Source organism: Pseudoxanthomonas sp. F11 (assembly GCF_037046485.1).
In the GTDB taxonomy this organism is placed as follows: domain Bacteria; phylum Pseudomonadota; class Gammaproteobacteria; order Xanthomonadales; family Xanthomonadaceae; genus Pseudoxanthomonas_A.
Genome location: NZ_JBANLZ010000002.1, coordinates 251,057 through 270,800, shown reverse-complemented (window position 1 = coordinate 270,800; position 19,744 = coordinate 251,057). Strand labels below are relative to the sequence as shown.

The following is a 19,744-nucleotide window of genomic DNA, read 5'->3' as shown; positions in this document are numbered from 1 at the left end:
CGCGGGGGAAGGCCCCGGGGACGGCCGGCACAGGTTCGCCACGGGACATTCCCGCATCCGATCACCGCCGGGAGGAGGGCCCCATGGCGACACCGCAGTCCGACGGCACGTCGCGTGCCGGCGCCATCGCCGCGTCCACGCCCCACGGAATCCGTCTGCCATGAGCGGCCGCCTGTCCGGCAAGGTCGCGCTGGTCACCGGTGCCGCCAGCGGCATCGGCGCGGCGACGGCGCGGCTGTTCGCGCGCGAAGGCGCCACGGTGGTCGGCCTCGACAAGCAGCCCGCCTCCATCGACGATGACGGCGTACAGCACCGCATCGCCGACATCACCGACGCCGGCGCCGTCGACGCCGCCGTGCAGGTGGCGCTCGCCGCGCATGGCCGCATCGATGTGCTGGTCAACAACGCCGGCGCGGACGTGTTCTCCGATCCGCTCACCCTGTCCGACGAGGAGTGGGAGCGCTGCCTGTCGCTCAACCTCAAGGGCGCATGGAATGTGTGCCGCGCGGTACTGCCGTCGATGCAGGCGCAGGGCGCGGGCAGCATCGTCAACATCGCCTCGGTGCACGGGCACAGGATCATCGCCGGCTGCTTCCCGTATCCGGTGGCCAAGCATGGACTGATCGGGCTGACCCGTGCGCTCGGCATCGAATACGCTGCACGCGGCATCCGGGTGAACTCGATCTCGCCGGGCCTGATCCTGGTGCCGCGCATCGAGGCCTGGTTCGCCCGCGAACCGGGCATGCGCGAGCGCCAGACCGAGCTGCTGCCGCCCAAGCGCATCGGCATGCCGGAAGAAGTCGCCTACACCGCGCTGTTCCTCGCCAGCGACGAAGCGCGCTTCATCAACGCCACCGACATCGCCATCGACGGTGGTCGCTCGCAGGTCTACCACGACTGATCCGCATGGACGCCCTCCCCCTCCCCTTCGCCCTGCCGCTGATCGCGATCCTGCGCGGCATCACGCCTGCGGACGTGCCCGCGCACGTGGGCGCACTGGTGGAGGAAGGCTACGACGCGATCGAGATACCGACCAACTCGCCGGACTGGACGCGCAGCGTGCGCATCGCCGCGGAGGCGTTTGGCGGGAGGGCGCTGATCGGCGCCGGCACCGTGCTGACGACGGCCGACGTCGATGCACTGATTGACGCTGGCGGGCGCCTGATGGTCACACCGAACACGCGCCCGCCGGTGATCCGGCACGCGGTAGCGCGCGGCCTGCAGGTCGTCGCCGGCGTCGCCACGGCGAGCGAGGCCTTCGACGCGCTGGACGCCGGCGCGCAGGTGCTCAAGCTGTTCCCCGCATCCGTCTACGGACCGGCGATGGTGCGCGCCCTGCGCAGCGTGCTGCCGCCGGTTCCCCTCTTCGCCGTCGGTGGCGTCACGCCCGACACCCTCTCCGGCTACCTCTCAGCCGGCGGTCAGGGCGCCGGCATCGGCGGCGAACTTTACAAGCCCGGCCAGTCGGTCGAGCGCACGCGCGAGCACGCGCGACGCTTCCGCCAGGCCTACCTGGACCACGCCGCATGAAGATCGTCCGCGTCAGCACCTTCCACGCCGCACCGCGCTGGCTCTTCCTCAAGGTCGAGACCGACGAGGGCGTGACCGGCTGGGGCGAGCCCGTCATCGAAGGGCGCGCCAGCACCGTGGAAGCGGCGGTGCACGAACTGGCGGACTACCTGATCGGCCAGGACCCCGCGCGCATCAACGACCTGTGGCAAGTGTTGTATCGCGGCGGCTTCTACCGCGGCGGCGCCATCCTGATGAGCGCGATCGCCGGGATCGACCAGGCGCTGTGGGACATCAAGGGCAAGGCGCTGGGCGTGCCCGTCTACCAGCTGCTCGGCGGGCGCGTGCGCGACCGCATGAAGACCTACCGCTGGGTCGGCGGCGACCGCCCCGCCGACATCGTCGCGCAGATGCAGCGCTCGCAGGCGCAGGGCTTCGACACGTTCAAGTTCAACGGCACCGAGGAACTGAAGCTGATCGACAGTCCGCGCGCGATCGACGCGGCGGTGGCCAAGGTCGCTGCGATCCGCGACGCGATGGGCGACCGCGTCGATTTCGGCGTCGATTTCCACGGCCGCGTCAGTGCGCCGATGGCGCGCGTGCTGCTGCGCGAACTGGCGCCGTTCAGGCCGCTGTTCGTCGAAGAGCCGGTGCTGCCCGAACAGTGGGAGTACTACCGCCCGTTGTCCGATGCGACCTCGATTCCGCTCGCCGCCGGCGAACGCATGTACTCGCGCGCCGAGTTCAAGCCCGTGCTCGCGGCCGGCGGCCTGGCGATCCTGCAGCCCGACCTGTCGCATGCCGGCGGCATCACCGAGTGCGTAAAGATCGCGGCGATGGCCGAGGCGCACGACGTGGCGCTGGCGCCGCACTGCCCGTTGGGCCCGGTCGCGCTGGCCGCGTGCCTGCAGGTGGACTTCGTGTCGCACAACGCCATGCTGCAGGAGCAGAGCATCGGCATCCACTACAACACCGGCGCGGACCTGCTGGACTACGTGCTCAACAAAGAGGATTTCCGCTGCGACGACACCGGCAGCATCGCCGCACTGCCCAAGCCCGGCCTGGGCGTGGAGATCGACGAGGATCGCCTGATCGAAGCGCACCGACAACCGCCGCGCTGGCGCAATCCGGTATGGCGGCATGCCGATGGCAGCGTGGCCGAGTGGTGATGCGGTGACCACGGCGCTGGCGACCCTGGCCGTCGACAGCCGCTGCGTGCTGGGCGAAGGCATCCTGTGGTGCGACCGCCGGCGCGTGCTGTACTGGGCCGACATCCTCGCCGCCGAACTGTGGCGGCACGATCCCGACAGCGGCCATACGCACACATGGTCGCTGCCCGCGCCGCTCGGCTGCCTCGCGCTGGCCGAAGACGGGCGCCTGCTGCTGGGCCTGGCGAAGGGTCTCTGCGCGAGCGATGTGGAAGGGCAGCTGTCCTCGCGCGACCTCGCCCTGGAGACGCTGGCCGATGTCGAAGCCGGCGACCCGATGACCCGCATCAACGACGGCCGCGCGGATCGCGAAGGCGGCTTCGTGTTCGGCACCAAGAGCGAACACGCCGACCTGCGTCCGGCCGGCCGCTTCTACCAGTACACCGCGACGCACGGCCTGCGTGAACTGGCCTTGCCGCACGCCGCCATCCCGAATTCGATCTGCTTCGACGCCACTGGCACGCGGATGTACTTCTGCGATTCGGTGACGCCGCGGATCCTGCATTGCCGTTACGACGCGACGACCGCGACCGTGTCCGACATCGCGGTGTTCGTCGACCTCGACCTGCCCGGCGCGGAACCCGACGGTTCCATCATCGACGCCGAAGGCGCACTGTGGAACGCGCAGTGGGGCGCAGGGCGCGTGGTGCGCTACCTCCCGGACGGCCGCATCGACCGGATCGTGCGCGCCCCCGCGCCGCAGTCTTCGTGCTGCGTGCTGCGCGAGGACACGCTGTACGTGACCAGCGCACGCGTCGGTCTCGATGCCACCGCGCTCGCCGCTTCGCCGTTGTCCGGCGGCGTTTTCGCGCATCGCACCGGGCGCGTGCTGGCGCGCGGCGTGGACCGGGTGCGCCTGCCATGATCGCCGTCGACTGGGGGACCAGCAGCCTGCGCCTGTACCGGATGGCCGACGACGGCCAGGTACGCGAACGCCGGCGCAGCGACCAGGGCGTACTGGCGTGCGCCGGCCGCTTCGGCGACGTGCTCGCGCAGGAAATCGCAGGCTGGGACGACACCGATATCCTGCTGTGCGGCATGGTGGGCGGCCGCGGCGGCTGGTACGAGATGCCGTACCTGTCCTGCCCGGCCGGCAACCATGCGCTGGCGCTGGGCATGCAGCGTTTCCATCCGCCGGGCTTCGATGGCCGTGCGCTGTGGCTGGTGCCGGGCCTGCGCGACAGCGACTCGGACAGCGTGCCCGACGTCATGCGTGGCGAAGAGACGCAACTGGCGGCACTGCTCGACGCCCTGCCCGGCGGAACGCATGTCGTCTGCCTGCCCGGCACCCACAGCAAGTGGGTCACGGTGCGCGACGGCCAGGTGCACCGCATCGCCACCGCGATGACCGGCGAACTCTTCGCGCTGCTGCGCCAGCACAGCATCCTCGGCCGGCTGATGCCGGCCGGCGATGTGCGCTTCGACGGTTACGCCTTCGACGCCGGCCTGAAGCGCAGCGCCGACGCCGGTGGCCTGCTGCACCACCTGTTCGGCGTGCGTACGACAGGCCTGTTCCAGCAGTTCGCCGAACCGGCGCTGCCTTCGTATCTCTCGGGCCTGCTGATCGGCCACGAGTTGCGCGCATCGGGCGTGCTGTCCCATGCGCCGCGCCCGGCGCAGGTGCACCTGATCGGCAACGACCGCCTGCTGGCCTCCTACGCGCACGCACTGACGACGCTGGGCGTCGGCGTGCAGCGCCATCCCGAAGATCTTTCTGCACGTGGCCTGCATGCGCTGTGGGCACGGCGTACCGCGACCGCCGCCAAGTAGAGGAAGAACAGAATGCTGAAGCACTGCGCATGGATCCTGGCGGCATCGTTGATGGTCGGCCCCGCATGGGCGGGCGATGCGGTCTTCAGCGAAGTGCGCTACCACGGCGACGATGGCGGTCCGCCGGTGGGCGCGGACGAGTACCGCAATCCGGTCGTCGCCGGCTTCTACCCCGACCCGTCCGCGATCCGCGTCGGCGACGACTTCTACCTGGTGACGTCCACGTTCGGCTATTTTCCCGGCCTGCCGGTCTTCCACAGCACCGACCTGGTGTCGTGGACGCAGGTCGGCAACGCGATCCACCGCCCCGACCAGATCAATTACGGCGATAAGGAAGAACTGACCCGCGGCCTGTTCGCCGCCACCCTCGCCCACCACGACGGCACCTTCTACGTCGCCAACACCTGCTTCTACTGCGACCGTGGCAACTTCGTGGTCACGGCAAAGAATCCTGCCGGCCCCTGGTCGGACCCGATCTGGCTCGGCATCAGCGGCATCGATCCCTCGCTGTTCTTCGACGATGACGGCAGCGCGTGGATCGTGCACAACGACGTGCCCGACGGAAAGCTCCGCTACGACGGGCACCGCGCCATCTGGCTGCAACGCTTCGACTTCGGAACGCGCGAGCGCGTCGGCCAGCGCATCCTGCTGGTGGACGGCGGCGCCGATCCGGCCACGAACCCCGAACACGTCGAAGGCCCCCACCTCTTCAAGCACGACGGCTGGTATTACCTGACGGCGGCCGAGGGCGGCACCGGCGAGCAGCACGCGCAGATGGTATGGCGCAGCCGCGCGCTTACCGGCCCCTACCAGCCGTCCCCGTCGAATCCCGCGTTGACCCAGCGCGATCTCGACCCGAAGCGTGCCGATCCGGTGACCTCCACCGGCCACGCGCAGTTCGTGAAGCTCAAGGACGGCACGTGGTGGGCGGTGTTCCTCGCCACCCGCCCGTACCGCGGCAACCAGTACAACCTCGGCCGCGAAACCTTCCTGCTGCCTGTCACCTGGAAGGACGGCTGGCCGGTGATCCTGCCACGTGGCGAGCGCGTACCCATGGTGGCCAAGCGCCCCGACCTGCCGCGCAATCCGCAGCCGCTGCCGACCAGTGGACCGATGACATGGACCGAGCGCTTCGACGCGCCCACGCTGCCGCCGGCGTGGATGACCCTGCATCCGCCGCAGCGCCGCTGGTACGCCACCGGCAAGCATGGCCTGACGATCACGCCGGGCACGATGCCGCTGGGCGCATTCGGCACCGCGCCGGGCCAGCCGTCGTACATCGCGCACCGCGTGCAGCATCACGCGGCCACGCTGGAAACCACGCTCGCCACCTTCGAGCCCGCGACCGGCGAACTGGCGGGACTGGTGCTGCTGCAGAACGAGTACGGGCACTACGTGCTCGGCGTCGAACGCGATGCGCGCGGACTGGCGGTGTCGCTGTACCGGCGCAGCGGCCGCGACAGCGCGAAGGGAGGCGATCGCCTGGCACGCATTCCGCTGGACGAAGGGCACGGCCCCGTGTCGCTGCGCTTCCGCGTCGACGGCCCGCGCCTGGACGCGTCGTACTCGCTGACCGCTGGCGACTGGAAGAGCGTCGCCACCGGCCTGGACGCCAGCCTGCTGAGCGTGGAGACGGCGGGCGGCTTCATCGGCAACACGTTCGGCCTCTACGCCGTGCGTCACTGACCGCGCAGTCGCGGCGTCCGCATGCGAGGCACCTCGCGTCGTGCACTGTTCAAGGCCGGACTCGCCGGCCTGGCCACCTGGCCGCTGTCGTCGCGCGTGGCCGCCACCACAGCGTGCGCGCCTGCGCCGCCGGCGCACGCCACCGGCGTCGAAGGCCAACGCAAGGCCGACCTCGGCAACGGCACCTATCTCAACCCCATCGTCACCGGCGATCGTCCCGACCCCACGATCCTCAGGGACGGCGACGACTACTACATGACGTTCTCGTCGTTCGACGCCTATCCCGGCCTGGTGATCTGGCACTCGACCGACCTCGTCGCCTGGACGCCGCTCGGCCCCGCGTTGCGCACGCAGGTGGGCACGGTGTGGGCGCCCGATCTCTGCAAGCACGGCGGCCGCTACTTCATCTACCTGCCGGCGCTGGCGAAGGACCAGGTATGGAAGATCCACGCGATCTGGGCCGACGACATCCGCGGACCGTGGAGCGCACCGGTGGACCTGCACATCGATGGCTGCATCGATCCGGGCCACGCCGTCGGCGAAGACGGGCAGCGTTACCTGTTCGTCAACGGCATCCGCAAGGTCCGCCTCACCGACGACGGCCTGGCGACCGACGGCGCTCTGGAGCACGCATACAGCCCGTGGCGCTATCCGGACGACTGGATCACCGAGAACTTCGCGCCCGAAGGCCCCAAGCTGAACCGGCGTGGCGACTGGTTCTACCTGGTCACCGCCGTCGGCGGTACGGCCGGCCCGGTCACCGGCCACATGGTGATCGCCGCGCGCTCGCGCTCGATCCACGGCCCATGGGAGCACTGCCCGCACAATCCGCTGGTGCGCACGTTGAGTGATGCAGAGCCCTGGTGGTCGCGCGGCCACGCGACGCTGGTGGAGGGACCGGCCGGCGACAGCTGGATGGTCTACCACGGCTACGAGAACGGCTATCGCACGCTCGGTCGGCAGACGCTGCTGGAGCCGATCGAATGGACGGACGATGGCTGGTTCCGCGCGCGCGGCGGCGATCTGTCGGCCGCGCTGCCGGCGCCGCGCGGCGGCAAGGCGGGGATCGCCGGCGTCGCGCTGTCGGACGATTTCTCGAGCGACCGGCTCGGCACGCAGTGGGCCTTCCACGCGCCGGGACCGGACGAGATGCAACGCGTGCGGTACGGCACGAAATCCCTCCGCCTCGCCGGCGCAGGCGGGTCGCCTGCGGATGGCAGTCCCCTCACCTGCATCGTCGGCGACCGCGCCTACCAGGCCGAGGTCACGCTGACCCTGGTCGATGGCGGCGAAGGCGGCCTGCTGCTGTTCTACAACCCGAAGGCCTTCGTCGGCCTGGGCTTCGCGGCGGACGGACTGCGCGTGTTCCAGTACGCGGAGGAACAGACCTGGGCGCGGCAAGCGATGCCGACGCGGCGCGTGCGCCTCCGCCTGACCTACGACCACCACGTGGTGACCTGGCACCACTCACGCGACGATGGCCGCACCTGGACGCGGCTGGACACGCGCATGGAAGTGTCCGCCCTGCACCACAACGTGTTCGGCGGTTTTCTCAGCCTGCGCGTCGCGTTGTACAGCGCCGGACCGGGTGCGGTGGAGTTCAGCGACTTCCGCTACCGCGCGCTCGCCTGAGCATCACGCCATCGGCGTATCGTGATGGAAGTGGCGCTTGAACGGCACCTCGCCGTCGCGTCGCGCGTCCAGTTCCTGCGCATATCGATGGCCGGCGTACACCGCGTGCGCGATCAGCCCCGGCGCCAGCGCATCGCCGATGCAGGCCACGCTGCGGATGCCTGCATCGGCCCACTCAGTCTCGCGCGTCTTCAACGCCTGGTAGAGCGCATCGTCGGGCAGGCGGGCGGTGACCACCACCGCAGTCGAGCGAAGACGCCGCGCCGCTCCACGCGTGCTCCAGCGCGAGCGTGGTTCCCGTATAGCCGGTGACCAGGTGCGATACGCGTTGCGCGACGCCCAGCTCGGCCATCCGCCACTGGATGTGGCGATAGTCCAGCGTGTTCGCGCTCCACGAGGCGATGGTGTCGTCCGGGGTGAGGTAGGTGACCTCGCAACCGCGCAGGCGCAGCGCCTCGGCGACCACGCTGGCGATGTAGAAGTAGTCGTCGTCGTAGACCACCACGCGGCCCTCGGGCCAGCGCCCGTCCATCAGGTCGTCCGGGGTGAACACCCGCGGATTGTCGGCGAAGTCGGCGATGCCCAGCCCATGGCTGCGCCCGAACCCGTCCCGCCGCCAGTGGCATCCCGTGGCGATGACGACGTGGTCTGCGCCGAAGTCGAGCACGTCCTGCGCGGTCAGCGCGGAGTCGAGGTAGGTGCTGACGTTCGCCAGCTTGCCGATCTGGCCGAGCCGCCAGTCGCGCACACGCGCCCATTCGGCCAGCCCCGGCAGGCGCGCCTCGCGCGTGACCCGCCCGCCCAGTTCGCGCCGGGCTTCGGCCAGGTGGACCTCGTAGCCGCGCTGGCCGAGTGCGCGCGCCGCTTCCAGGCCGGCGGGTCCGCCGCCGACGACCAGCACGCGCGCATCGCTCGCTTTCGGTGCGATCCGCTCCGGATGCCAGCCCTTGCGCCATTCCTCGCCCATGCTGGGGTTCTGCGTGCAGCGGATCGGCGATATCGTCATGTCGCCGGAGACGCAGATGTTGCAGCCGATGCATTCGCGGATGTCGTCGACGCGGCCTTCCTCGATCTTGCGCGGCAGGTAGGGGTCGGCGATGGACGGCCGCGCGGCGCCGATCAGGTCGATCACGCCGCGGCGGATCTGCGAAACCATCGTATCGGGCGAGGTGAAGCGGCCCACGCCGACCACCGGCTTGGTCGTCGCCTTGCGGACGAAATCGATGAAGGGCTCCTGCGCGCCTTCGCGGGCGAAGCGCGACGGAACCGAATCGTTGTACCAGGCGGCGAGGTTGACGTCCCACAGGTCCGGCAGCTCGGCCAGCATCCCGACGATGTCCTGCGCTTCGGCCAGTTCCACCCCGCCCGGCCCCAGCAGTTCCTCGGTGGCGAAGCGCAGCGCGACCGCACAGCGGTGGCCGACCGCCTCGCGCGTGTCCTGCAGCACTTCGCGCAGCAGGCGGATGCGGTTCTCCAGCGAGCCGCCATAGGCATCGCTGCGCTGGTTGCGCCGACGCTGCAGGAAATGCATCGGCAGCGACAGGTCATGCGCGGCATAGACGTAGATGATGTCCATGCCCGCCTTCATGCCGCGCACCGCCGCCTCGCGGTGCCAGCGCCGGTACTCGGCGATGTCGTGCAGGTCCATCGCGCGGGCCTGCGCGGGATAGCCGTACTTGGAGGGTTGGTGCGACGGCGCCAGCAGCACTTCGCGCGAATACAGATTGGAGGCGGTGGGCCCGTTGTGCGACAGCTCCAGCGCGGCCAGCGCGCCATGCGCATGCACCTTGTCGCACATCAGCGCGAGCGCGGGAATGTCGCGGTCGTCCCATAGGCGTGCTTCGACATACGGCGTCAGATCGCTGCTGGGATGGATCTCGCACTCTTCCGTCGAGATCACGCCCCAGCCGCCCTCGGCCTTCACCTCGCGCATGGCCGCGTGCGCCAGCGGCATCGCATGGCCCATGCCGTTGCAGTGCGGCACCTGGAAGAAGCGGTTCTTCGTGGTCACCGGCCCGATGCGGACCGGCTCAAACAGGATGTCGTAGCGGGGATCACGCATGGCGCGTCGTCCGGTTACGCAGGTGGCGCAGGAAGAAGTACAGCGGAAGGCCCGCCACCATCAGCGCCAGCGCCAGCCAGAACGGCCGGGCGCCCATGCCGACGAAGGCGAATACCGCGTAACCGACGCCGAGCACCGCGGCGACGAGCAGGTCGCGCCCGGCATCGCGCTGCCCGCGCCACCACAGGACGCCCAGCGCCAGCGAACAGCCCAGGTACAGCGGCAGGTTGGCGGCGGTCACTACCGTGCTGAGGAAGGTGAAGCCCGTTACCGCCGATTCGCTGTAGTTCATCAACACCATCGCCGTGGCCAGCAACGCCGTGAGCACCAGCGCGCCGGCCGGCGCGCCGTGGGCATTGGTGCGCGCGAAGACACGGGGCATCGTGCCGTTGTCGGCCATCGTACGCATCATCTCGCCTCCCAGCAGCGTCCAGCCATTGAGCGCGCCAAGCCCGCTCACCACCACGAACAACGCGATCCAGCGGCCCATGCCCTCGCCCCCGAAGCGCTCCATCACCAGCGCGAAGGGCGCGCTGGATTGGGCCAGTTCGGCGTAGGGAAGCAACAGCAGCGGCACGGCGGAAACCACCAGGTAGATGGCGGCCGTGATGCCGGTGCCCGCCAGCGTCGCGCGCGGGATGGTGCGCCCCGGATCGTCCACGCGCGAGGCCGGGATGGTCGCCGACTCGATCCCCAGCATGGCGAACAGCGCCAGTGTCGAGGCCGCCATCGCATCGCCCAGGCTGATCGGTTTGGCCGGCGGATGCGCGCCGAACGCTGCAGGCGAGTCCAGCAGCACCCAGATGCCCAGCACGGCCACCGCCAGCATCGGCACCAGCTTCATCACCGTGGTCACCACCTGCACGCGACCGCCGCTGCGCACGCCCAGCAGGTTGACGCCCACGAACAGCCACAGCACACCGACGCACAGCCACGCCGGCTGCACCCGGGCGAGCGGCGGGAAGATCGCTGCGGCGTAGCCCACCACGCCCGTGGCCAGGGCCGCCAGCGTGATCCAGTTGGACACCCAGTAGGACCACAGCACCGCGTACGCCGGCAGGTCGCCGAGCGTGCGCTGGACGTAGCCATAGGGCCCGTCGGCCTCCGGCAACAAACGCGCCAGACGGGCGAAGACGCGCGCCAGCGCGAGGCAGCCCAGCACGGTGATGCCCCAGCCCAGCAGCGCGTTGTAGCCCAGCGGCGCCAGCGAGGCAGGCAGCACGAAGATGCCCATGCCGATGGTGTTGCCCACCACCAGCGCGGTGCAGGTCCAGAAGCCGATCTTCCTGCCGTCACCGGGCTGCATGCGCGGCGTCAGTCCAGTGCCACCGGCGCGCCCGCCTTCACCACGCCGCGCACCTGCTGCAGGCAGGCGATGTCGGCCAGCGGATCGCAGGCCAGGGCGACGAGGTCGGCGAGCTTGCCCGGAGTGATCGATCCCAGTTCCTTTTCTTGGCGCAGCAGCCGCGCCGACTCCAGCGTCGCCGCGCGGATCGCCTGCAGCGGCGTCATCCCGTAGCGGACCATGTAGGCGAACTGGCGCGCATTGTCGCCATGCGGGTAGACGCCGCTGTCGGTGCCGTAGGCGATGTTGACGCCGGCGGCGACGGCCTTGCGGAAGCCCTCGCGCTGGGCCTCGGTCGTGTCCAGGTTCTTGCGCAGGATTTCGGCGGACCAGCCGTCGCGGCGGCCGACGCTGTCGATGTAGTCGCCGTTGTAGATGTCGGCGACCAGGAAGGTGCCGTGCTGCTTCATCAATGCGATCGCCTCGTCGTCCATCAGCGAGCCGTGCTCGATCGAGCGCGCACCGGCACGCACGGCGCGCTTGATACCTTCCGCCCCATGCGCGTGCGCGGCGACGAAACGGCCGCGACGCCCGGCCTCTTCCACCGCTGCGCGTATCTCGGCCTCGGTGTACTCGGATTGCCCGGGCTCGGTGCCGTCGGCGAGCACGGCGCCGGTGGCGATCAACTTGATGAAGTCGGCGCCCGCGTCGAGGATCTCGTTCACCCGCCGACGCACCTCCGCTTCGTTGTCCGCGACGCCACGGCGGAAGATCGCCGGCACCTCCGTCCCCGCGGGCAATCCGGTGATCTCGCCGCCGCCTCCGGTGACCGTGACGTAGGTGCCGGCAACGAACATGCGCGGCCCGGGCACGAGGCCGGCGTTGATAGCATCGCGCAACTGCACGTCGGCGAAACCGCGATAGACCCCGACATCGCGCACGGTGGTGAAGCCGGCCTGCAGGGTCGCCCGTGCGTTGCGCGCACCGATGAAGGCATCGCGCGCGGCGTTGCTCCTCAGCGGCGTCGCAGGATCGCCATAGGGCCCTTCGTCGGCCAGGTGCGTGTGCATGTCCATCAGGCCGGGCACGACGGTCAGCGCAGACCAGTCCAGCACCCGCAGCCCGGGATCGACGGCGTCTGCGGATGCGGCGATCGAAGCGACCCGCCCGTCGCGCACCAGGATGTCGCGCCCGGCGAGCATCCGCCCCGTGTCCACATCGAGGACGTGGCCTGCCCGGATCAGCAGATCCTGTGCCCCGGCCGGCAGTGCGACGGCGGCCAGCAGCAGTGCAGGCAGCAACCGGTCACGCATCGCCATACGCTGCCCTCAACAGGTTGTGGAAATGCCAGACGCCGCTTTCGCGCTTGGGACACAGGCGACCGGCGTCATACAAGCCTGAGGCCAGGCCCTGCTGCACGGATTCGCAGATGCGGATGTCCTCGTCCTGCACCTCGTCGCTGAAGGCCTGATCGTTGGCGATGCGGGCAAGGGCCGCGTCGTCCTGCGCGTAGTAGTAGTCGAACTCCACCCGGCAGCGGTCCGCTCCCAGCGGCAGGATGCGGTTGGTCTGCAATCGTCCCGGCATGATGTTGAGCATCACGTTGGGATAGACGAAGTAATAGAACGCATCGCCATCGCCGTAGATGTCGCCGCTGTTGCGCAGCGGCGAGTGCTGCAACGAGTGCCAGGGGAACAGCTCGGTGCCGTACGCGCGGTAGTCGAGCACCTTCGACAGCCCGGGATGCACGTGCGGCAGATGGTAGCCCTCGAGGAAATTGTCCACGTAGACTTTCCAGTTGCACCCGATGTCGTAACTGTCGCGGCGATGGAAGCGCATCGCGGCCAGGTCGATGGGGGCGATGCGCTCGGCGATGCCGCCGTACACCGCATCGAACGACGGCACGTCTTCGTCCACGGCGACGAACACCAGCCCCTGCCAGGCGTGTACGCGCAGCGGAGGCAGGCGGATATCGTTGACGTCGAAATCCGCGACACCCTGCATCTCCGGCGCGCTGCGCAGCTGGCCTTCCAGCGTGTAGGTCCAGCCGTGGTACTTGCAGTGCAGCGCGCGTGCGCCCTTGCCGTTGCACAGCGCCAGCGGGCCGGCACGATGGCGGCACACGTTCGGAAAGGCGCGCAGCACACCATCCTGCCCGCGCACCACTAGCACCGGCACGCCGGCCACGTGCTCGACGATGTGATCGCCCGGCTCGGCCAGTTGACCCGCATGCGCGACCAGCTGCCAGCTGCGCCGGAACACCGCTTCCTGTTCCAGCGCCAGCGTCGCCTCGCCGGCGTAGTAGCGGGCCGGTAGCGCCCGGGCGCGTTCGAGGGGCAAGGGGTCGGCGGGACGGGACATGGGATTCCTGGGAGGCGTCGGCCGGTCGAGCGCGGGGCCGGTCCGCCAAGCCTAAGCGCAGGACGCAGGCGCGCACAGCCCCCGCACCGGAACGTGGCGTGTCCGCATCGCCCTGCACCCGGAAGGTGCGGGAGGCCATGACGAAAGTTGGATTACTTTTTGCGGATCGAAATTTCGTGCATTTCGGTCTATTCCTGCTCTATCCAGCCCCCCCGGTTCGCCTATAGATTGAAAGCGAGGGCACACCACCACTGCCGGAACGACCGATTGGAACGACCGCTGGACGACTGCGGACGCACGACCGACCCCATGCACGGGGACGGTGCATGACCGCGGCCGCCGCGCCCACCGGCACGCTGCAGACGGCGCTCGACCATGCGCGCCAGTTGCTGGCCATCGACCCGGCGATGGCCGCGCAACAGGCCGACGAGATCATCCGCGTGATCGGCCGGCATCCGATGGCCCTGCTGGTGCTGGCCGCCTCGCACCGTGTGCGCGGGCAGATGCCGCACGCACTCGATGTGCTGGAACCGCTGGTCCGCGAACATCCGCAGTGGCCGCTGGCCCATCTGGAGCACGGCCTGACGCTGGGCCGCGCCGGACGCGGCGGCGATGCGGTGCGCGCCCTGCTCCGCGCGCTGGCGCTGAAGCCCGACCTGCCGCAGGCGTGGCGCGAACTCGGCGACCACCTTTCGGCGATGGGGGACGGCGACGGCGCGGCGCAGGCCTACCTGGAGCACACCCGCCATGCCACGCGCGATCCCGGCCTGATGCAGGCCGCCGCCGCCCTGGCCGACAACCGCATTCCCGAGGCGGAAGCCCTGCTGCGCGCGCACCTGAAGCGCCTGCCCACCGATGTGGCCGCCATCCGCATGCTAGCCGAGGTCGCCGCGCGCGTGGGTCGCGGCGAGGATGCCGAGTCCCTGCTCGCCCGCTGCGTGGAACTGGCGCCGGACTTCCTGCCTGCCCGGCAGAACTACGCGCTGGTACTGCACCGCGCCAACCGGCCCGAGGACGCCCTGCGGCAGATCGACCACCTGCTGGCGCACGAGCCGGACAATCCGGCGCACCTGAACCTCAAGGCCGTGGTGCTGTGCCGCATCGGCGATTACGAACCCGCGCTGGCGCTCTACGAGCGCGTGCTGGCGTCGTACCCGCAGCAGGCGAAGATCTGGATGAGCTATGGCCATGCCTTGAAGACGGCCGGTCACACCGCGCGCGCTATCGACGCCTACCGCCGCGCGCTTTCGCTGCAGCCCGGCTTCGGCGAAGTGTGGTGGAGCCTGGCCAACCTGAAGACCTTCCGCTTCAACGACGACGACATGGCGGTGATGCGTGCGCAGCGCGCGCGCACCGATCTTCCGGACGAAGATCGCCTGCATCTGGACTTCGCCCTGGGCAAGGCTCTGGAGGATGCCGGCGACTACGCGGCGTCGTTCGCGCACTACCGCGACGGCAATGCCCTGCGCAGCGCGCAGCTGGGCTACCGCGCCGACGACACCCGCGCGCGCGTGCAGCGCCTGCGCGGCGCGCACACCGCGGCGTTCTTCGCGCAGCGCGCAGGCCTGGGCTGCGATGCACCGGATCCCATCTTGATCGTCGGCATGCCCCGTGCCGGCTCCACGCTGCTGGAACAGATCCTGTCCAGCCACTCCGCCGTGGAAGGCACGATGGAGCTCCCCGACATCACCTCCATCACCCGCGAACTCAGACAACAGGCGCGGGCGCGCGGCGCAGACACCTATCACGACCTGCTGGCGACGCTCGACGGCGACGCCCTGCGCGCGCTCGGCGAGCGCTACCTCGAGACGACCCGCATCCACCGCAAGTCCGGCCGCCCGTTCTTCATCGACAAGATGCCGAACAACTTCGCCCACATCGGCCTGATCCACCTGATGCTGCCGAACGCGAAGATCATCGATGCGCGGCGCCACCCGCTGGCCTGCTGCTTCTCCGGCTTCAAGCAGCACTTCGCGCGCGGCCAGGGCTTCAGTTACGGGCTGGAGGACATCGGCCGCTACTACCACGACTACGTGGCGCTGATGGCGCACTACGACGACGTGTTGCCCGGGCGCGTGCACCGGGTCCTCTACGAACAGCTGGTCGAGGACACCGAAGCCGAAGTGCGCCGCCTGCTGGCCTACTGCGGGCTGCCGTTCGAGGACGGCTGCCTGCGCTTCTTCGAGAACGCGCGGCCGGTGCGCACCGCCAGTTCCGAGCAGGTCCGCCAGCCGATCTACCGCGAAGGCGTGGATCACTGGCGGCATTACGAACCGTGGCTGGAACCGCTGAAGGTCGCGCTGGGCCCCGTGTTGGGCACCTATCCGGCGGTTCCGGACTTCACGGCAGGCAGTTCCATCCCCGATTGACCGTCATCACTGGAGAGAGGTGAGCTGGATGAGTACCCGTAGCAGAAGAAAGCCGGGGCGGCGCGATCCGTCGACCCTGGCGAGGTTCCCGTTGACCGCCGCGATCTACCTGGCGTTCGGCGCCACCGCCCTGGCCCAGGACGCACCCGCCACGCCGCCCGCCGAGGGCGAGCGCAGCGCGGCCACGCTGGACACCGTCACGGTGACCGCGCAGAAGCGCGTGGAGAACCTGCAGGAAGTGCCGATCAGCATCCAGGTGCTGGGCACGGAACAGTTGAAGAACCTCAACGTCACCGATTTCGACGACTACGTGAAGTACCTGCCCAGCGTGTCGTACCAGTCGGCAGGCCCGGGCTTCGCGCAGATCTACATGCGCGGCGTCGCCAGCGGCGGCGACGGCAACCACTCCGGTTCGCTGCCCAGCGTGGGCGTGTACCTGGACGAACAGCCGGTCACCACCATCCAGGGCCCGCTGGACATCCACATCTACGACATCGACCGGGTCGAATCGCTGGCCGGCCCGCAGGGCACGCTGTACGGCGCCAGTTCGCAGGCCGGCACACTGCGCATCATCACCAACAAGCCCGACCCCACCGGCTTCGCCGCCGGCTACGGGCTGGAGCTCAACAGCGTCAGCCACGGCGGCATCGGCCATGTCGCCGAAGGGTTCCTCAACCTGCCCATGAGCGACCGCGCGGCGATCCGTCTGGTCGCCTGGAACAAGCACGACGCCGGCTACATCGACAACGTGTACGGCACGCGCACGTTCCCGTCGTGGGATGCCGACTCCGGCGGCAACGGCACCATCGACAACGCCGGCCGTGCCAGGAAGGACTACAACGAGGTCGACACCACCGGCGCGCGCCTGGCGCTGAAGGTGGACCTCGACGACAACTGGTCGATCACCCCGACGATCATGGGCCAGCAGCAGAAGTCCGAAGGCGGTTTTGCCGTGGACCCGCAGGTGGGCGAGCTGGCACTGACGCACTTCTATCCGGAGACCTCGGACGACCGCTGGTGGCAGGCGGCGCTGACGGTGGAGGGCAGGATCGGCAACTTCGACCTGACCTACGCGTTCGCACGGCTGGACCGCGACGTCGACGTGGAACAGGACTACAACGACTACGCCTTCTGGTACGACACGCTGGCGGCGTACGGTGCCTACACCTGCTCCGACTTCGATCCGGACACCTTCACCTGCGCGCCGGGCTCGCTGGTCAATCCCTCGCAGTACATCCAGGGCGTGGACGGCTACAAGAAGACCAGCCACGAACTGCGCATCGCCTCGCCGACCGAGAACCGCTTCCGCTTCGTCGCCGGCGTGTTCATGCAGGACCAGGAACACGACATCCAGCAGCGCTACAAGATCGACGGCCTGTCGCCGGTGCAGTCGGTCACGGGCTGGCCCGACACGATCTGGCTGACCAAGCAGCTGCGCCAGGACAAGGACAAGGCGGTGTTCGGCGAGCTCAGCTTCGACATCACCGAGGACCTGACCGCCACCGCCGGTGCGCGCTGGTTCGAGGTCGACAACAGCCTGAAGGGCTTCTTCGGCTTTGCCGACTGGGGCTGGGTGTCCAGCTACGGCGAGGCGGCCTGCCCGGACGGTGCGCCCACTTTCAACGGCGCGCCCTGCAGCTTCTTCGACAAGCGGGTGAAGGAGAACGGCCACATCGGCCGCTTCAACCTGACCTGGCGCATCGATCCCAGCAAGATGATCTACGGTACGTGGTCGGAAGGCTTCCGTCCCGGCGGCATCAACCGCCGCGGCACGCTGCCTCCGTACCTGTCGGACTACTTGACGAACTACGAGTTCGGCTGGAAGACCACGTGGCTGGACAACCGGCTGTCGTTCAACGGCTCGGTGTTCCGCCAGGATTGGGAGGACTTCCAGTTCTCCATCCTCGGCGCCAACGGCCTGACCGAGATCAAGAACGCCAACCAGGCGCGCATCAACGGTGCCGAGTTCTCGCTGGCGTTCGCGGCCACGTACAACCTGCAGCTGACGGCCGGCGCCGCGTTCTACGACGCGGAACTGACAGAGAACTACTGCGGCTTCACCGACGACGACGGCAACCCGGTCACCGAGTGCGCCGACCCCGAGGCGCCGGAAGGTACGCAGCTGCCGGTCACGCCGAAGATGAAGGGCAACCTGACCGCGCGCTACACCTTCGACGTGGCAGGCGGCGAGGCCTTCCTGCAGGGGGCGGTGGTGCACGTGGGCGACCGCAAGTCCGACCTGCGCCTGGCCGAACGCGAGATCCTCGGCGACCTGGATGCCTACACCACGGTGGACGTGTCGGCCGGCTACCGCCGCAACGACTGGAAGGTGGACGTGTACGTCAACAACCTGTTCGACGAACGCGGCGAGCTGAACCGGTTCACCCAGTGCGCGGAGTCCGTCTGCGGCGCCGCGGGCGTGGTGCCGGAGTATCCGAACGGCCAGGTCTATACGGTGGTGACCCAGCCGCGCACCATCGGCGTGCGGTTCTCGCAGGAGTTCTGAGGCGGGACGCGACGGATCGCGACAACGAAAGCCCCGGTGCGAGCCGGGGCTTTTTTCGCAGGCGCTGCGGCGGTCAGGAATCGCGATCGTCCGCGTTCCGGTCATTCTCCCGCATCTCGTACCACATGCCGTTGAGGATGGCGAAGCTCGCGGCCAGGCCGGCGCCCAGGATCCAGCTGAAGTACCACATGCGACTCTCCTCAGTAGGCGTTGGGGTTGCGTCCCATGCCCTCACCGTCGACCTTGCCGCGCAGCACGCGGAAGACCCAGGCGGTGTACAGCAGGACGATGGGCAGGAAGAACGCTGTGGCCAGCAGCATGATGAACAGCGTCATGTGGCTGGACGACGCGTCCCACAGGGTCAGGCTGGAGCCGGCCTGGGTGGACGACGGCAGCAGGAACGGGAACGTCGCCACGCCTTCGGTCAGGATGATGCCGATGATGCTGGCCGACGACGCCAGGAACGCCAGTCCGGCGCGGCCGACACGCAGCAGCAACGCGCTCAGTAGCGCGCCCGCCACGCCCAGCGCAGGCAGCAGCCAGGCCATGGGCCAGCGCGCGTAATTGTCCATCCACGCACCGGGCTTCGCCACGGCAACCTTGGCCAGCGGATTGGATGGACCGGCAGGATCCATCGCCACCTGAAGCGCGTAGCCATCGATGCGCGCGACCCAGATGCCGCCGATCACGAACAGCACCGCGGTCGCAACGGCGGCGATGCTGCCGTAGCGCCGCGCGCGCGCGGCCACGGCGCCGGAGGTCTTCATCGCGAGCATGCCCGCCCCGTGCATCACCAGCATCGCCACGCTCACCAGCCCGCACAGCAGCGCGAACGGTGTCAGCAGGCCGAACAGGCCGCCTTGGTAGTACACCCGCAGGATGTCGTCGAAGTGGAACGGCACGCCCAGCAGCACGTTGCCCATGGCCACGCCGAACACCAGCGCCGGCACCAGCCCGCTGGCGAACAGCGACCAGTCCCACGCGGCGCGCCAGCGCGGATCGGGCACCTTGCTGCGGAACTTGAAGCCGACCGGCCGCAGGATCAGCGCCACCAGGATCAGGAACATCGCGATGTAGAACCCCGAGAAGCTCACCGCGTACAGCGGCGGGAACGCCGCGAAGATCGCGCCGCCGCCCAGGATCAGCCATACCTGGTTGCCTTCCCACACCGGCCCGATGACGTTCAGCACGATGCGCCGCTCCTCGTCGGTGCGGGCCACCGCGGGCAGCAGCGTGGCCACTCCCAGGTCGAAGCCGTCCATCACCGCGAAGCCGATCAGCAGGATGCCCAGCAGCAGCCACCAGATCAGCCGCAGCGTGGCGTAGTCGAGAGGAATCGTGTCCATGCGCGTCTCC

The 19,744-nt window shown here is 69.3% G+C and carries 16 protein-coding genes; 9 read left to right on the top strand and 7 right to left on the bottom strand.

The genetic code is table 11. The features are described 5' to 3' along the window. The first annotated feature begins 160 nt into the window (after positions 1-160). The 7 genes from V8246_RS07015 to V8246_RS06985 are packed head-to-tail and all read left to right on the top strand — an operon-like array spanning position 161 to position 7,805. On the top strand, positions 161-901 hold the full coding sequence (locus tag V8246_RS07015; protein WP_336188543.1) for an SDR family oxidoreductase: 741 nt from the start codon (positions 161-163) through the stop codon (positions 899-901). Between the two features lie 5 nt (positions 902-906). After that, positions 907-1,530 (top strand): 2-dehydro-3-deoxy-6-phosphogalactonate aldolase, encoded by a 624-nt coding sequence (locus V8246_RS07010; protein WP_336188542.1) that lies wholly within the window; start codon positions 907-909, stop codon positions 1,528-1,530. Then, positions 1,527-2,678, top strand: coding sequence for a galactonate dehydratase (dgoD, locus tag V8246_RS07005; RefSeq protein ID WP_336188541.1), 1,152 nt, complete (start codon positions 1,527-1,529; stop codon positions 2,676-2,678). Before V8246_RS07010 ends, dgoD begins: the two co-directional genes overlap by 4 nt. Further along, on the top strand, positions 2,650-3,582 hold the full coding sequence (locus V8246_RS07000) for an SMP-30/gluconolactonase/LRE family protein (RefSeq protein ID WP_336188540.1): 933 nt from the start codon (positions 2,650-2,652) through the stop codon (positions 3,580-3,582). Before dgoD ends, V8246_RS07000 begins: the two co-directional genes overlap by 29 nt. Then, positions 3,579-4,487, top strand: a complete 909-nt coding sequence (locus V8246_RS06995; RefSeq protein WP_336188539.1) for a 2-dehydro-3-deoxygalactonokinase — start codon at positions 3,579-3,581, stop codon at positions 4,485-4,487. Before V8246_RS07000 ends, V8246_RS06995 begins: the two co-directional genes overlap by 4 nt. A 12-nt stretch (positions 4,488-4,499) precedes the next feature. Further along, entirely contained in the window at positions 4,500-6,173 is a 1,674-nt protein-coding gene (locus V8246_RS06990; RefSeq protein ID WP_336188538.1) for a glycoside hydrolase family 43 protein, read from the top strand. A gap of 21 nt (positions 6,174-6,194) precedes the next feature. After that, positions 6,195-7,805, top strand: a complete 1,611-nt coding sequence (locus V8246_RS06985; protein WP_336188537.1) for a family 43 glycosylhydrolase — start codon at positions 6,195-6,197, stop codon at positions 7,803-7,805. Positions 7,806-7,808: 3 nt separating this feature from the next. Here V8246_RS06985 and V8246_RS06980 read toward each other — a convergent pair whose 3' ends face one another. Genes V8246_RS06980 through V8246_RS06960 form a run of 5 tightly spaced genes read right to left on the bottom strand, consistent with a single transcriptional unit; the run spans position 7,809 to position 13,513 of the window. After that, a complete protein-coding gene (locus tag V8246_RS06980) occupies positions 7,809-8,042 on the bottom strand; it encodes a hypothetical protein (protein WP_336188536.1) in 234 nt (77 codons plus the stop codon). Continuing rightward, complete coding sequence (locus V8246_RS06975) at positions 7,981-9,867, bottom strand: FAD-dependent oxidoreductase (RefSeq protein ID WP_336188535.1); 1,887 nt, start codon at positions 9,865-9,867, stop codon at positions 7,981-7,983. Before V8246_RS06975 ends, V8246_RS06980 begins: the two co-directional genes overlap by 62 nt. Next, positions 9,860-11,173 carry an amino acid permease gene (locus V8246_RS06970; RefSeq protein WP_336188534.1) on the bottom strand — a complete coding sequence of 438 codons (1,314 nt, stop codon included), beginning with the start codon at positions 11,171-11,173 and terminating at the stop codon, positions 9,860-9,862. Before V8246_RS06970 ends, V8246_RS06975 begins: the two co-directional genes overlap by 8 nt. An 8-nt stretch (positions 11,174-11,181) precedes the next feature. After that, positions 11,182-12,465, bottom strand: coding sequence for an amidohydrolase family protein (locus V8246_RS06965; RefSeq protein ID WP_336188533.1), 1,284 nt, complete (start codon positions 12,463-12,465; stop codon positions 11,182-11,184). After that, on the bottom strand, positions 12,458-13,513 hold the full coding sequence (locus V8246_RS06960) for an aromatic ring-hydroxylating dioxygenase subunit alpha (protein ID WP_336188532.1): 1,056 nt from the start codon (positions 13,511-13,513) through the stop codon (positions 12,458-12,460). The genes V8246_RS06965 and V8246_RS06960 overlap by 8 nt, the downstream gene beginning before the upstream one ends. A 326-nt stretch (positions 13,514-13,839) precedes the next feature. On the opposite strand from V8246_RS06960, the gene V8246_RS06955 reads away from it, so the two are divergent. Next, positions 13,840-15,882: a sulfotransferase gene (locus tag V8246_RS06955; RefSeq protein ID WP_336188531.1), complete on the top strand. Its 2,043-nt coding sequence runs from the start codon at positions 13,840-13,842 to the stop codon at positions 15,880-15,882. Between the two features lie 28 nt (positions 15,883-15,910). Beyond that, positions 15,911-18,388 (top strand): TonB-dependent receptor, encoded by a 2,478-nt coding sequence (locus V8246_RS06950; RefSeq protein ID WP_185894369.1) that lies wholly within the window; start codon positions 15,911-15,913, stop codon positions 18,386-18,388. A gap of 73 nt (positions 18,389-18,461) precedes the next feature. Here V8246_RS06950 and cydX read toward each other — a convergent pair whose 3' ends face one another. Together cydX and cydB are read right to left on the bottom strand one after the other, a co-directional pair. Next, a complete protein-coding gene (cydX, locus tag V8246_RS06945) occupies positions 18,462-18,578 on the bottom strand; it encodes a cytochrome bd-I oxidase subunit CydX (protein WP_336188530.1) in 117 nt (38 codons plus the stop codon). A 10-nt stretch (positions 18,579-18,588) separates the two neighbouring features. Continuing rightward, positions 18,589-19,734 (bottom strand): cytochrome d ubiquinol oxidase subunit II, encoded by a 1,146-nt coding sequence (gene cydB, locus V8246_RS06940; RefSeq protein WP_336188529.1) that lies wholly within the window; start codon positions 19,732-19,734, stop codon positions 18,589-18,591. Between the last annotated feature and the right edge of the window lie 10 nt (positions 19,735-19,744).

Coding starts and splice junctions, on each gene's coding strand:
- V8246_RS07010 (WP_336188542.1), top strand. CDS start 907: ATGGACGCCCTCCCCCTCCCCTTCGCCCTGCCGCTGATCGCGATCCTG.
- cydX (WP_336188530.1), bottom strand. CDS start 18,578: ATGTGGTACTTCAGCTGGATCCTGGGCGCCGGCCTGGCCGCGAGCTTC.
- V8246_RS06970 (WP_336188534.1), bottom strand. CDS start 11,173: ATGCAGCCCGGTGACGGCAGGAAGATCGGCTTCTGGACCTGCACCGCG.
- V8246_RS06955 (WP_336188531.1), top strand. CDS start 13,840: ATGACCGCGGCCGCCGCGCCCACCGGCACGCTGCAGACGGCGCTCGAC.
- V8246_RS06995 (WP_336188539.1), top strand. CDS start 3,579: ATGATCGCCGTCGACTGGGGGACCAGCAGCCTGCGCCTGTACCGGATG.
- V8246_RS06965 (WP_336188533.1), bottom strand. CDS start 12,465: ATGCGTGACCGGTTGCTGCCTGCACTGCTGCTGGCCGCCGTCGCACTG.
- V8246_RS06975 (WP_336188535.1), bottom strand. CDS start 9,867: ATGCGTGATCCCCGCTACGACATCCTGTTTGAGCCGGTCCGCATCGGG.
- dgoD (WP_336188541.1), top strand. CDS start 1,527: ATGAAGATCGTCCGCGTCAGCACCTTCCACGCCGCACCGCGCTGGCTC.
- V8246_RS06960 (WP_336188532.1), bottom strand. CDS start 13,513: ATGTCCCGTCCCGCCGACCCCTTGCCCCTCGAACGCGCCCGGGCGCTA.
- V8246_RS07000 (WP_336188540.1), top strand. CDS start 2,650: ATGCCGATGGCAGCGTGGCCGAGTGGTGATGCGGTGACCACGGCGCTG.
- V8246_RS06985 (WP_336188537.1), top strand. CDS start 6,195: ATGCGAGGCACCTCGCGTCGTGCACTGTTCAAGGCCGGACTCGCCGGC.
- V8246_RS07015 (WP_336188543.1), top strand. CDS start 161: ATGAGCGGCCGCCTGTCCGGCAAGGTCGCGCTGGTCACCGGTGCCGCC.
- V8246_RS06950 (WP_185894369.1), top strand. CDS start 15,911: ATGAGTACCCGTAGCAGAAGAAAGCCGGGGCGGCGCGATCCGTCGACC.
- cydB (WP_336188529.1), bottom strand. CDS start 19,734: ATGGACACGATTCCTCTCGACTACGCCACGCTGCGGCTGATCTGGTGG.
- V8246_RS06990 (WP_336188538.1), top strand. CDS start 4,500: ATGCTGAAGCACTGCGCATGGATCCTGGCGGCATCGTTGATGGTCGGC.